Source organism: Serratia sp. TSA_198.1 (assembly GCF_052686505.1).
The window spans coordinates 182,355-195,531 of sequence record NZ_JBQZFP010000005.1 but is presented as its reverse complement, the minus strand read 5'-3'; the positions used below and the strand labels follow the sequence as shown (position 1 = coordinate 195,531).

The 13,177-nt window shown below is 57.9% G+C and carries 11 protein-coding genes and 1 tRNA gene; 9 read left to right on the top strand and 3 right to left on the bottom strand.

The window, feature by feature from the left end:
* Positions 1–14: 14 nt before the first annotated feature.
* Complete coding sequence (gene xylA, locus ACUTSW_RS19615) at positions 15–1,334, bottom strand: xylose isomerase (RefSeq protein ID WP_006322931.1); 1,320 nt, start codon at positions 1,332–1,334, stop codon at positions 15–17.
* Between the two features lie 356 nt (positions 1,335–1,690).
* Here xylA and xylF point away from each other — a divergent pair, with 356 nt between their 5' ends.
* The 6 genes from xylF (at position 1,691) to ACUTSW_RS19585 (ending at position 7,767) form a co-directional block, all read left to right on the top strand.
* Entirely contained in the window at positions 1,691–2,686 is a 996-nt protein-coding gene (xylF, locus tag ACUTSW_RS19610; RefSeq protein ID WP_445585148.1) for a D-xylose ABC transporter substrate-binding protein, read from the top strand.
* 29 nt (positions 2,687–2,715) lie between these two features.
* Positions 2,716–4,257 carry a xylose ABC transporter ATP-binding protein gene (locus ACUTSW_RS19605; protein WP_062869147.1) on the top strand — a complete coding sequence of 514 codons (1,542 nt, stop codon included), beginning with the start codon at positions 2,716–2,718 and terminating at the stop codon, positions 4,255–4,257.
* On the top strand, positions 4,235–5,419 hold the full coding sequence (gene xylH, locus ACUTSW_RS19600) for a xylose ABC transporter permease XylH (RefSeq protein WP_445585147.1): 1,185 nt from the start codon (positions 4,235–4,237) through the stop codon (positions 5,417–5,419). Before ACUTSW_RS19605 ends, xylH begins: the two co-directional genes overlap by 23 nt.
* 96 nt (positions 5,420–5,515) lie before the next feature.
* Entirely contained in the window at positions 5,516–6,694 is a 1,179-nt protein-coding gene (gene xylR / locus ACUTSW_RS19595) for a D-xylose utilization transcriptional activator XylR (protein ID WP_445585146.1), read from the top strand.
* A 61-nt stretch (positions 6,695–6,755) separates the two neighbouring features.
* The gene (locus ACUTSW_RS19590; protein WP_445585145.1) at positions 6,756–7,376 is read left to right on the top strand and encodes a nucleotidyltransferase domain-containing protein; all 621 of its coding nucleotides are present in this window, start codon (positions 6,756–6,758) and stop codon (positions 7,374–7,376) included.
* Positions 7,327–7,767 carry a DNA-binding protein gene (locus ACUTSW_RS19585; protein WP_445585144.1) on the top strand — a complete coding sequence of 147 codons (441 nt, stop codon included), beginning with the start codon at positions 7,327–7,329 and terminating at the stop codon, positions 7,765–7,767. The genes ACUTSW_RS19590 and ACUTSW_RS19585 overlap by 50 nt, the downstream gene beginning before the upstream one ends.
* A gap of 6 nt (positions 7,768–7,773) precedes the next feature.
* Here the strand turns inward: ACUTSW_RS19585 and ACUTSW_RS19580 are convergent, their stop codons facing one another.
* Complete coding sequence (locus tag ACUTSW_RS19580) at positions 7,774–8,628, bottom strand: LysR family transcriptional regulator (RefSeq protein ID WP_197929030.1); 855 nt, start codon at positions 8,626–8,628, stop codon at positions 7,774–7,776.
* A gap of 126 nt (positions 8,629–8,754) precedes the next feature.
* Between ACUTSW_RS19580 and ACUTSW_RS19575 the strand changes: the two genes are divergently transcribed.
* The 3 genes from ACUTSW_RS19575 (at position 8,755) to ACUTSW_RS19565 (ending at position 11,573) form a co-directional block, all read left to right on the top strand.
* Positions 8,755–9,954 (top strand): cyanate transporter, encoded by a 1,200-nt coding sequence (locus ACUTSW_RS19575; protein WP_445585143.1) that lies wholly within the window; start codon positions 8,755–8,757, stop codon positions 9,952–9,954.
* A 76-nt stretch (positions 9,955–10,030) separates the two neighbouring features.
* Positions 10,031–11,377, top strand: a complete 1,347-nt coding sequence (locus ACUTSW_RS19570) for an esterase-like activity of phytase family protein (protein WP_445585142.1) — start codon at positions 10,031–10,033, stop codon at positions 11,375–11,377.
* Between the two features lie 101 nt (positions 11,378–11,478).
* Positions 11,479–11,573 (top strand) — tRNA-Sec (locus tag ACUTSW_RS19565).
* A 115-nt stretch (positions 11,574–11,688) separates the two neighbouring features.
* On the opposite strand, the gene ACUTSW_RS19560 is transcribed toward ACUTSW_RS19565, so the two are convergent.
* Positions 11,689–13,167 carry a flavin-containing monooxygenase gene (locus ACUTSW_RS19560; protein ID WP_445585141.1) on the bottom strand — a complete coding sequence of 493 codons (1,479 nt, stop codon included), beginning with the start codon at positions 13,165–13,167 and terminating at the stop codon, positions 11,689–11,691.
* Positions 13,168–13,177 lie beyond the last annotated feature (10 nt).

The following is a 13,177-nucleotide window of genomic DNA, read 5'->3' as shown; positions in this document are numbered from 1 at the left end:
GCCGCGCGGGTCAGTTAACCGAACAGGTAGCGGTTCATCAGGTTCTCAAGCTGTTCCTGACGGCCGCTGGCGTGCTGCGGCGCCAGTGCATGCTGTTCAGCGTACTGCGCCAGGGCTTCCAGCGACAGTTTGCCCTGCAAAATTTGCTGGCCCAGCTCACCGTTCCAGCCGGCGTAACGTCGGGCGACCTGCTGAGGAAGCCGGCCGTCGGCAGTCATTTTGGCCGCCACTTTCAGCGCCAGCGCCATCGTGTCCATCGCACCGATATGGCCGTAGAACAGATCGTATTTGTCGGTGCTTTGGCGGCGGACCTTGGCGTCGAAGTTCAGGCCACCGGTGGTGAAACCGCCGGCCTTGAGGATTTCGAACATCACCAGAGCGTTCTCCTCCACGCTGTTGGGGAACTGGTCGGTATCCCAGCCCAACTGCGGATCGCCGCGGTTGGCGTCGACCGAGCCGAAGATACCGAGCGCGATGGCGGTGGCGATTTCATGGTGGAAGGAGTGCCCGGCCAGGGTGGCGTGGTTGGCCTCGATATTGACCTTGATCTCCTTCTCCAGCCCGAACTGCTTCAGGAAGCCGTACACCGTGGCGACGTCGTAGTCGTACTGGTGCTTGGTGGGTTCCTGCGGTTTGGGTTCGATCAGCAACGTGCCCTGGAAACCGGTTTTGTGTTTGTGCTCCACCACCATTTGCATAAAGCGGCCAATCTGCTCGCGCTCCTGGCGCAGATCGGTATTCAGCAGGGTTTCGTAACCTTCGCGCCCGCCCCACAGCACGTAGTTCTCGCCGCCCAGTCGATGAGTGGCGTTCATGGCGGTGAATACCTGCGTGGCCGCCCAACTGAACACTTCCGGATCCGGGTTGGTGGCCGCGCCTGCGCCGTAGCGCGGATGGGTAAAGCAGTTGGCGGTGCCCCACAGCAGCTTCACGCCGCTGCTTTGCTGCTTTTCCGCCAGCACGTCGGTCATCACCGCAAAGTTATTCAGATACTCTTTCAACGAAGCGCCTTCCGGCGACACGTCGACGTCGTGGAAGCAATAGTAAGGCACGTTCAGCTTGTGGAAGAATTCGAACGCCACGTCGGCCTTGCGTTTTGCCAACGCCAGCGCATCGCCCGGCTGCTGCCAGGGCCGATCAAAGGCCCCGACACCGAACATGTCCGCACCGTTCCAGCAGAAGGTGTGCCAGTAACAGGCGGCGAAGCGCAGGTGATCGGCCATACGTTTGCCGAGCACCAACTCATCGGGATTATAGTGGCGGAAAGCCAGCGGGTTATTGCTGTCGGGGCCTTCGTAGCGAACTTGCTCAAGCTGATCAAAATAGGATTGCATTTTCGACTCCTGGGTAGCGATGCCCGGTTTACGGGATGCATTTATCTTCGGAGTTAGAACCCTGTGGCTCAATTACGTTATTTCACTCTTAAATTCACAGAATTATTAAATGTGCGGTAGATCTCATAATAGGGCGTTTAAGCGCGTTTCATTTGAATTTTATGGCGCGCGAAGGTTTTTTTCAGGGGGAAAGCATGACCGCCATCATAAAAATAACATTAAACCAAAAAACATAATTCGCCGGTAAAAATCTGTAATTGCCGAATAGTAAATAACCGACAACAATCCGCTCTAAGCTGATTCACCGGCCCGTTTCAATTACCTTCCTTATACGTTGAATAACAAAGGTATATAAAATGAAATTAAAACCCCTGTTCCTTTCGGTCTGCGCGCTGCTGGCACTGGCCAGCCAACCGGCCCTGAGCAAAGAAATCAAAATCGGCATGGCGATCGACGATCTGCGCCTGGAGCGCTGGCAAAAAGACCGCGATATTTTCGTCAGCAAAGCCAAAACATTGGGGGCGGACGTTTTCGTTCAATCGGCCAACGGCAATGAAGAAACCCAGATGGCGCAGATAGAAAACATGATCAACCGCGGCGTCGACGTGTTGGTGATCATTCCCTATAACGGCCAGGTGCTGAGCAACGTCATCAGCGAGGCCAAGCGGGAAGGCATTAAGGTATTGGCCTACGATCGCATGATCAATAATGCCGATATCGATTTCTATATCTCCTTCGATAACGAAAAGGTCGGTGAACTGCAGGCGCAAAGCCTGGTGCAACGGGTGCCGCAGGGGAATTATTTCCTGATGGGCGGTTCACCGGTGGATAACAACGCCAAACTGTTCCGTCAGGGCCAGATGAAGGTGCTGCAACCCTTGATCGACAGCGGGAAAATCAAGGTGGTGGGCGATCAGTGGGTTGATGGTTGGCTGCCGGAAAACGCATTGAAAATCATGGAAAATGCGCTGACCGCCAACAGCAATCATATCGACGCCGTGGTGGCCTCCAACGACGCGACCGCCGGCGGGGCGATCCAGGCGCTGGCCGCACAGGGGTTGGCGGGCAAGGTGGCCATCACCGGCCAGGACGCCGATCTGGCGGCGGTGAAACGCATCATGGCCGGTACCCAGACCATGACGGTCTACAAGCCGATCAGCAAGTTGGCCGATGAGGCGGCGAGCATTGCCGTGCAACTGGGCAAAGGCGAAAACCCCAAATCCAATGCGACCTTGAATAACGGCGTCAAACCGGTGCCGGCCTGGTTATTGACGCCGATCCCGGTGGATAAATCGAATATCGACAGCACTATTATTGCCGACGGTTTCCATAAAAAAGCCGATCTTAATTAATACCGATATCCGGTGACGCGGAGGGAATAATGCCCTGCCTATTGGAAATGAAAAATATCACCATGCAATTCGGCGCAGTCAAGGCCGTGGATAATGTCAGCCTGCAACTGGAGGCTGGCCAGGTATTATCGTTATGCGGTGAAAACGGGTCGGGAAAATCCACGCTGATGAAAGTGCTGTGCGGAATATATCCGCACGGCAGTTATCAGGGCGATATTTATTTTTCCGACGATGTGTTAGCGGCAAAAAATATCCGCGACACCGAGAAAAAAGGCATTGCCATCATTCATCAGGAACTGGCGTTGGTGAAGCAGATGACGGTGCTGGAAAACATGTTTCTCGGCAACGAACAGTGTCGCCGTGGCGTGATGGATTACGACGCCATGTACCTGCGCTGCCGGCGCATGCTGGCGCAGGTCAAGCTGGAGGTGGATCCCAATACCCGCGTCGGCGAGCTGGGGTTGGGGCAGCAGCAACTGGTGGAGATCGCCAAGGCGCTCAACAAGCAGGTACGGCTGCTGGTGCTGGATGAACCGACGGCGTCGCTGACCGAAAGTGAAACCGCCACGCTGTTGGCGATCATTCAGGATCTGCGCGATCACGGCATCGCCTGCATTTACATTTCGCACAAGCTGAACGAGGTGAAAGCGATCTCGGATCTGATCTGCGTGATCCGCGACGGCAAGCATATCGGCACGCGGCCGGCGGCCGAGATGAGCGAAAAAGACATTATCGCCATGATGGTGGGCCGCGAACTGACCGAGCTGTATCCGCAACAGCAGCATGCGATCGGCGACGTGATTTTGCAGGTGGACAACCTGACCGCCTGGCACCCGGTGAACCGCCACGTCCGCCGGGTGGATGAGGTGTCGTTCAGCCTGCGGCGCGGCGAAATTCTTGGCGTCGCCGGGTTGGTCGGCTCCGGCCGTACCGAGACCATGCAGTGCCTGTTCGGCGTCTATGCCGGCCGTTGGCAGGGCAGCATCCGCATTAACGGCCAGCCGGCCGTTATCAATAATTGCCGACAGGCGATGCGCCACGGCATCGCCATGGTGCCGGAAGACCGCAAGCGCGACGGCATTGTGCCGGTGATGGGCGTCGGGGCGAATATGACGCTGGCGGCGCTGAGCGATTTCAGTGGCGCATTGACGGTGATCGACGACGCGCAGGAGCAGGCGACCATTCGCCAGTCGCTGGCGCAACTGAAGGTGAAAACGTCGTCGCCCGAGCTGGCGATCGCCAGGCTGAGCGGCGGCAACCAGCAGAAGGCGATTTTGGCCAAATGCCTGCTGCTGAAGCCGAAAATCCTCATTCTGGATGAGCCGACACGCGGTATCGATATCGGCGCAAAACAGGAAATCTATAAATTAATCAATCAGCTGGTACAGCAGGGTATCGCGGTGATCGTGGTGTCTTCGGAACTGCCGGAAGTGCTGGGCCTCAGTGACCGCGTGTTGGTGATGCATCAGGGGCGTATCAAGGCGTCGCTGGAGAACCGGGGTTTGACCCAGGAACAGGTGATGGAAGCCGCATTGAGGAGTGAAACCGATGTCGAAAAGCACGCAGTCTGACGCGATAACGCAGGAAATTACCGAGAAAAAGCCCATCCTGAAGCTGAAATCCATCAATTTTCAGGTGCTGGTGATGCTGGCGGCGATCGCCGTCATTATGCTGTTCTTTACCTTTACCACCGAGGGCGCCTATCTCAGCGCGCGCAATGTCTCCAACCTGCTGCGCCAGACGGCGATTACCGGCATTTTGGCGGTGGGCATGGTGTTCGTGATTATTTCGGCGGAGATCGACTTGTCGGTCGGTTCGATGATGGGGCTACTGGGCGGGGCGGCGGCGATTTTTGACGTCTGGCTCGGCTGGCCGCTGCCGCTGACCATTGTGGTGACGCTGCTGGCCGGCCTGCTGTTGGGCGCCTGGAACGGCTGGTGGGTGGCGTACCGCAAGGTGCCGTCGTTTATCGTCACGCTGGCGGGCATGCTGGCCTTTCGCGGCATTCTGATCGGCATCACCAACGGCACCACGGTCGCGCCGACCAGCGGCGCCATGTCGCAGATCGGCCAAAGCTATCTGCCGAGCGGTGTGGGTTTTGGCATCGGCGCCGTCGGGCTGATGTTGTTCGTCGCCTGGCAATGGCGGCGACGCAGCCGACGTGCGCAGCTCGGGCTGCCGGTGGCCGCCGCGACCGGCGACGTGACCCGGCAAAGCCTACTGGCGGTGGTGGTGCTGGGGGCCATTTATCTGCTCAATGATTACCGCGGCGTACCCACGCCGGTACTGATCCTTACCGCGCTGATGCTGGCGGGGATATTTATGGCCACCCGCACCGCTTTTGGCCGCCGGATTTATGCCATTGGCGGCAATATCGACGCCGCGCGCCTGTCGGGGGTCAATGTCGAACGCACCAAGCTGGCGGTGTTCGCCATCAATGGCCTGATGGTGGCGATTGCCGGGCTGATCCTCAGTTCGCGGCTGGGCGCCGGCTCGCCGTCGGCGGGCAACATCGCCGAGCTGGATGCCATCGCCGCCTGCGTGATTGGCGGCACCAGCCTGGCCGGCGGCATCGGCAGCGTAGCCGGCGCGGTGATGGGGGCGTTTATCATGGCGTCGCTGGATAACGGCATGAGCATGCTGGACGTGCCGACCTTCTGGCAGTACATCGTCAAGGGCGCGATCCTGCTGCTGGCGGTGTGGATGGACTCCGCCACCAAGCGCCGGGCGTAAGAATCGCGTTTGAGCTCACAGTTATGAGGTAATGCTTTCTGCTCTCGAAGATAGCTGTGCTATCCCAGAGAGCAGTTTATATATCGGGGATGCCGCATGTTCGCGAAGCGCTTTCGCATTACGTTACTGTTCAACGCCAATAAAGTGTATGACCGCCAGGTGGTCGAGGGTGTCGGCGAGTATTTACAGGCTTCACAGTGTGACTGGGACATCTTTATCGAAGAGGATTTTCGCTGCCGTATCGACAACATCAAGGACTGGCTGGGCGATGGGGTGATTGCCGATTACGACGATCGCGAGATTGAGCGGTTGCTGCATAACGTCAATGTGCCGATCGTCGGCGTTGGCGGCTCCTATCACCGTGAAGAGGATTACCCGCCGGTGCACTATATCGCCACCGATAATCAGGCGCTGGTGGAGGCGGCGTTTATGCACCTGAAGGAGAAGGGGGTCAATCGCTTTGCCTTTTACGGCCTGCCGGCGGAGGGCGGCAAACGCTGGGCGCAGGAGCGCGAACAGGCTTTCCGCCAGCGGGTGGCGGCGGAGCAATATCAGGGCGTGGTGTATCAGGGCATGGCTACCGCGCCGGAGAACTGGCAGTACGCGCAGAACCGGTTGGCGGATTGGGTGCAGACCCTGCCGCAGCAGACCGGCATCATCGCCGTGACCGACGCGCGGGCGCGCCATTTGCTGCAGGTGTGCGAGCACCTGGATATTGCGGTGCCGGAGAAACTCTGCGTGATCGGCATCGATAACGAAGAGCTGACGCGCTACCTGTCGCGGGTGGCGCTGTCGTCGGTGGCGCAGGGCACCCGCCAGATGGGTTACCGCGCCGCCAAGCTGCTGCATCAGTTGCTGGACCGCCGCGAACTGCCGCTGCAACGCATTCTGGTGCCGCCGGTGAAGGTGATTGAACGCCGCTCCACCGATTTCCGCTCGCTGCGCGATCCGGCGGTGATTCAGGCCATGCATTACATCCGTCATCACGCCTGCAAGGGTATCAAGGTCGAGCAGGTGCTGGATGCGGTCGGCATGTCGCGCTCCAACCTGGAAAAACGCTTTCGGGACGAGACCGGCGAAACTATCCACCATATGATCCATCAGGAAAAGCTGGAGCGCGCCCGTAATCTGCTGACGGCGACCTCGCTGACCATCAACGAGATCTCCCAGATGTGCGGCTACCCGTCGCTGCAGTATTTCTATTCGGTGTTCAAAAAAGGCTATGACGCAACGCCCAAAGAGTACCGCGAACGCCACGGTGAAACCGGGTATTAGTTGCCTTTATGTAGCCTTAAAGGCTACATTCGTAGCCAATAAAGCTACATAAAGAGGCGTTATGTACCATCCTCTGCTCGACATCCTGTTCAGCGAATATCGGCGAAAAGTGCTAAGTCTGCTGCTAACTCAGCCGGAGCAAGCGTTTCATGTGCGTGAAATTGCGCGCCGGACCGCAACTCAGGCCGGCACTCTGCATAAAGAGTTGAATAAACTGGCGCAGGGCGGCATTTTGCTCAGGCAGCAACAGGGGAATCAAATTTGTTACAGGGCTAATCCCGACTGCCTGATTTTTACTGAGCTGGCGGCCGTTTTCCGCAAAACTTCCGGGGTTGTCGGGTGTTTGCAACAGGCTTTGTCCGGGCTCAACGCCGAGCTTGAATTGGCCTTTGTTTTTGGCTCAATCGCCAGTGGTAAAGCTAATGCAGACAGCGACATAGATGTTTTGATCGTCGGCGATGTGTCTTTCACGGAGATTATCAAAACTTTTTATCCGCTACAGGAGACGCTGGGCAGGGAAATTAACCCTAAGTTGTACTCTCCAGCAGAATGGCAGTTGGCTTTGGCTGAGGGTTCTGCGTTTATTCAGGACATTATGAATAAACCGCAATTATGGATTTTGGGAGACAAGGATGACATTGGACAATCTGGTCGGCATCGGCCTGGAGGCGATACCGCCTGATTCGGGCGCTATTAGAAAATTACTCTCCGCCGCTGCACGTAATAGGCGGGATGCCAGTATTACGCAGCTCAGCAATGAAAGCCGTTTTGACACGGCGTATAAAGCGGTCATGCAAATGGCCAATGCGGCTTTGCAGGCGCAAGGCTTTCGGACGTTGACCAGTAAACCAGGCCATCACCAGATTGTGATTCAATCTTTGCCGCTTACTGTGGGGATCCCCCGTGAAACCATGATTTGTCTGGATAGTTTGCGAAAACAACGCAACATTGCGGATTATTCAGGTGATTTGGTCACAGATGCGGCGGTGCAGGCTTGTCTGGAACAGGCCGAGGCATTATGGCTGGCGGTCAATGACTGGCTTCGACTCAAACATCCCCAGCTTTTGGAATAACGTCCCTCACACCAACCCGCAGAACGCCTTCAGGCGCTCGGCCAGCGCCGGGGTGGCGGCGGGTGCGCTGTCGCGGTAGTAAAGCGCCAGCTCGAAGCTGCCGACCGGCGGTAACCCTTCGGCGATGCCCAGCACCCGGTGGCTCGGTAACCGGCAGCCGGCCGGCAACAGGGTGACGCCCAACCCGGCGGCGGAGGCGGCGGTGAGTGCCGCCAGGCTGGCGCTGCTGTAGCCGATGCGCCAGCGTTTGCCGAGGTTATCCAACGCCTGACACAGCTCCTCACGGTACAGGCCATTAAGCGGAAACACCGCCAGCGGCACCGGGGATTGTTCGATCGCCGGAAAGGCCAGGCTGTCGAGCCACAGCAGCGGTTCCGGCCTGGCTGCGCGCGGCGGCTGGCTGCGACGCTGCTTGACCAGGATCAGATCCAGCTCTTCGCGGGCGTAGGCGCTGTGCAGATCGGCGCTCAGGCCGCTGGCGACGTCGAGGCGCAGGTGCGGGTGCGCCCGGCTGAATTCCGCCAGCAGCTCGGTGGTCGGCACCGCGAAATCCTCCGGCATCCCCAGCCGCAATACCCCGTCGCGCCAGATACCGGTCAGCGCGTCGTGCGCCTCTTCATTCAGCGCGATAATCCGCCGCGCATAGCTCAGCAGCTTGACGCCCTCTTCGGTCAGCAACACCTGATGGGATGAGCGCTCAAACAGTGGCTTGCCGAGCATCTCCTCCAGCCGCCGCACCTGCTGGCTGACGGTCGATTGCGACAGGAACACCCGATCCGCGGCGCGGGTGAAGCTGCCGCTGTCACAGACCGCGACAAAGCTGAGCAATAACTGCGGATTGAACATCGGGTAACGATTCATTTTCCCACTGCCGGCTATTTCATTATTTAATTTCCCAATACTAGCGGCGATGCCTACAGTAACGCAACGCTGTGGCGCACAGGCTGTGACGCTGCACTCTTCATCCCGCAAGACCAGGATTATGCCGTGTTAAATCATTCCGTTTCCCCCGCCACCCCGCGCCGCTGGTTTAACCCGCTGCTGTGGGCGCTGGTGCTGATTGGCCTGAATATGCGGCCCTTGTTGACCTCTGTCGGCCCGCTGCTGCCGACGCTGCGGCAGGCCACCGGGCTGAGCTTTGGCGGCGCTGCGCTGCTGACCACTTTGCCGGTGCTGATGATGGGGCTGATGGCGCTGGCGGGCGGGGCGATCAACCGGCTGTTCAGCGAACGGACCAGCGTGGTGCTGAGCCTGCTGGCGATCGGCCTCGGTGCTGCCTGGCGCGAACTGGCTCCGGGCAGCACGCAACTGATGCTGAGCGCGGTGCTGGGCGGCCTGGGGATTGGGGTGATTCAGGCGGTGATGCCCGGCATTATCAAGCATCACTTTCTCAGGCAGATGGCGTTGGTGGCCGGGCTGTGGTCGGCGGCGCTGATGGGTGGCGGCGGGCTGGGGGCGGCAATAACGCCGTGGCTGATCAGCACCGGGCATGACTGGTACAGTGCGCTGGCCTGGTGGGCCGCACCGGCGCTGGTGGCGTTGATCGCCTGGTGGCCGGTCAGCCGTGGGCTGGCTCGCCTTGCGCCATCCGGCGCTACTGCCGGTCCAAACCTGTTGTTCAGCCGCCGCGCCTGGCTGCTCGGCGCTTATTTTGGTTTGATTAACGGCGGTTATACCAGCCTGATCGCCTGGCTGCCGCCGTATTACATGCAGCTTGGCTGGCAGCCGCAGGCCAGCGGAACGCTGCTGGCGCTGATGACCTTCGGCCAGGTGATTGGCGCGCTGTTGCTGCCGGCGGTGGCGCGGGCGCAGGATCGTCGGCCGCTGTTATGGTTGGCGCTGGTGATGCAACTGATCGGTTTTATCGGCCTGATTTACCTGCCGCAGACGCTGCCGTGGCTATGGGTACTGATCGCCGGCCTGGGGCTGGGCGGTGCCTTCCCGCTGTGCCTGGTGCTGGCGCTCGATCATATCCCGCACCCGGCGGCGGCGGGGTGGCTGGTGGCGTTTATGCAGGGCATCGGTTTTCTGTTGGCGGGGGTGACGCCGTATCTTTCCGGCCTGCTGCGCGATTACAGCGGCGGCTTTACGCTGGATTGGCAAATCCATGCGCTGCTGGTGGTGGTGTTGATCGCCATCACCGGGCGTTTTCATCCGCGCAGCTACCGGCAGGCATTTAGCGAATAATATTTCTGTCATTGCGGCTCCCTATAGTGACGTTGCTTTTACCTCGGGGCGATAACAACAATTAGGGAACCATGACATGCACATCACCAAAACCCGTTTGGCGCTGTTGGCCGGCTGTATGGCATTAAGCGGCAACCTGTGGGCCGACGCGCAGCCGGCGCAGGCGATACTGGCCGGGCATGCGCTGCTGCCGGTTAAATCCAGCATCTCCGTGCCACAGGATGCGCCGTCCGATTTACGGCAAAGCGGCAAATACACCAGCGGCCAACGTGTCACCGAATTGGGCAGCGTGGCGGGCAAATCTGCCGATCGCATGACCGGCATCGGCCTGCCGATCAACGGCCAACCCTTGCAGGGCCATTCCGGCATCAAGCACATGCCCGACGGCACTTACTGGGTGCTGACCGACAACGGCTTTGGCAGCAAGGCCAACTCGCCGGACGCCATGCTGTATCTTAATCACTACAAAATCGACTTCAGCACCGGCACGGTCACGCCGCTGAAGACGGTATTCCTGCACGACCCGGACCAGAAGGTGCCCTTCCATATCATCAATGAGAGCACCGAAAAACGTTACCTGACCGGCAGCGATTTCGATCCGGAAAGCTTCCAGTTCGCCGACAATGCGTTGTGGATCGGCGACGAGTTCGGTCCTTACCTGATCAAGGCCGATCTGGACGGCAAGGTGCTGGCGGTGTTCGACACCAAGGTGGACGGCAAGGTGGTGAAATCGCCGGACAACCCGACGCTGACTCTGCCGGGCGCACCGGACGGCAAACAGAACTTCCAGGTGGCGCGTTCCAAGGGCTTTGAAGGCATGGCGGCGTCGCCGGACGGCAGCAAACTCTACCCGCTGCTGGAAGGCGCGCTGTGGGACGGCGAGAAGTTTGAAAACGTCGACGGCAAACGCTACCTGCGGGTGCTGGAATTTGACGTGAAACAGCAGGCATGGACCGGCCGCAGCTGGCAATACGTACTGGAAGATAACCAGAACGCCATCGGCGATTTCAATATGATCGACGCCACGCACGGCCTGGTGATTGAGCGCGACAACGGCGAAGGCACGCCGGACAAAGCCTGCGCTGCGGGCGCACCGACCGACAACTGCTTCAGCCAGGTGGCGAAGTTCAAACGGGTGTATAAAATCGCCTTTTCGGACGCCAACGTCGGCAAACCGGTGGAAAAACTGGCGTATATCGATCTGCTGAACATTCAGGACCCGAACAAGCTGGCGCGCAAGCCGCTCAATAACGGCGTACTGACCTTCCCGTTCTTCACTATCGAGAATGTTGATGTGGTAGACGACAGCCATATTATCGTCGGCAACGACAATAACTTCCCGTTCTCCTCCAGCCGCCAGCCGAACGTGGCGGACGATAACGAATTTATCCTGCTGGACGTGAAAGATTTGCTGAAGCCTTAACCCCGCCGGCCTCCGGTATCGCTGCCGGGGGCCATCGCTATTCCCTCTTAGCGCCAGGGATAAACTGCGCTATAATCAGCCTCTTGCTTCTGACTCCCGAAGGAAGATCCTCGTCCCCGGTGGGGCGGCCGGACTTCAAATCCGGTTGGGGCCGCCAGCGGTCCTGGGCAGGTTCGACTCCTGTGATCTTCCGCCAACGCAAGCCAGTGGAGAGATAATGCACTACCTCGCAGAGATTCCACTGCAACCAGAAACCCTGACGTTAGCCGGGCTTCCAGGGGGGATATCGCTTGAGGTAGCGGCCTAATAACTTAGGCTTTCTCCTTATCCAGGTAGTCGTCGGGGCTAAAATGGCCATTACGGTGGCGGAAATTGTGGGCGAAACTAGGCCAGATCAGCGTTAATTTGCGGCTACGGGGATCCAGATACCAACTTTTACACCCCGAGCTTAACCAGACGGTTCCTGCGGCACTGTCTTGCATCGAGTCTGAATAATGCGATTGCGCGGCCGCCAAAGGCTCTAATGGCCCATGATCCGTTTTTTCGACCCAGTTAAGCGCTTCCAAAATATATTCAACTTGGCTCTCAATAATATAAACAATGGAATTATGACCAAGCCCGGTATTTGGCCCATTGATAATAAAGAGATTTGGAAAGCCATTCACCGTGGTGGAGGCATTGGCTTCCATACCAGACTGCCAATGTTCAGCCAAACTGCGGCCATCACTGCCATGCACCAGGGTTGCATAGGGAGGGGTAGCGGCCTCAAAGCCTGTGCAGAAGATCAGTACATCCAGTTCAACACGTGTACCGCTGGCCGCAACAACCGTTCCACCATTGATACTTTCAAGCGCTGTATCTTCCAGTGTCACATTATCGCGCAGGAATGTTGGATAGTAATCGTTAGATAGCAAGACCCGTTTACAACCAATCTCGTAGTCAGGGGTTAATTTAGCCTGTAATTCCGGATCAGGAATCTGTTGGGCCAGGTGGAGAAGTGCCTGTTGTTTATTTTCGGCCAAATAGCGCGGCACGCCTCGCCGGGAAGCGAAAGTATTTTCTAACATCCAGAAGATACTTTCACGAAGCTTGCGCATTTCTGTCCTATCACGGCGGAACAAACGCTTTTCAGCATCGGTGAAGACATGATTGGGGCGCGGTATAATATAAGGCGCACTTCGTTGAAATACCGTCATGTGTCCTGCTATCTTGGCCACTTCGGGCACGAGCTGAATAGCCGAGGCACCGGAACCGACGATGCCGATACGTTTCCCTTCAAGCACTGCTTCATTACGCCAGCGGGCAGAATGGAATACTTGCCCCGTGAACCCTGAAAGGCCAGGAATATTCGGCAAGCTCTCATCAGCCAAATGCCCGGTTCCTGTGATCAGAAATTTTGCCTGTATTTCACCTTGGGCAGTGGATATTCGCCAACAGGCAGTGGCCGTATCCCAGAACGCATGTTTTACTGCCGCATTAAAGCGAACATGCGGAATGAGCCCTTCCTCTCTGGCCACGCTTTTCATGTAGGCATGGATTTCGGCACCAGGAGAAAATAGCCTTGACCATTCGGCGTTAAGACGAAATGAAAACGAGTAAAGCGGTGAGGGAACATCACAGGCCACACCCGGGTAGGTATTATCACGCCAAGTACCGCCGATGTCGTTAGCACGCTCAAGAATGACAAAGTCTTCACGCCCCGACTGTTTCAACCTGGCGGCCATACCGAGTCCGGCAAAACCGGTACCTATGATAACAATATCAAAGAAGGTTTTCGCAGTATCTCTCATGATTGGCTCC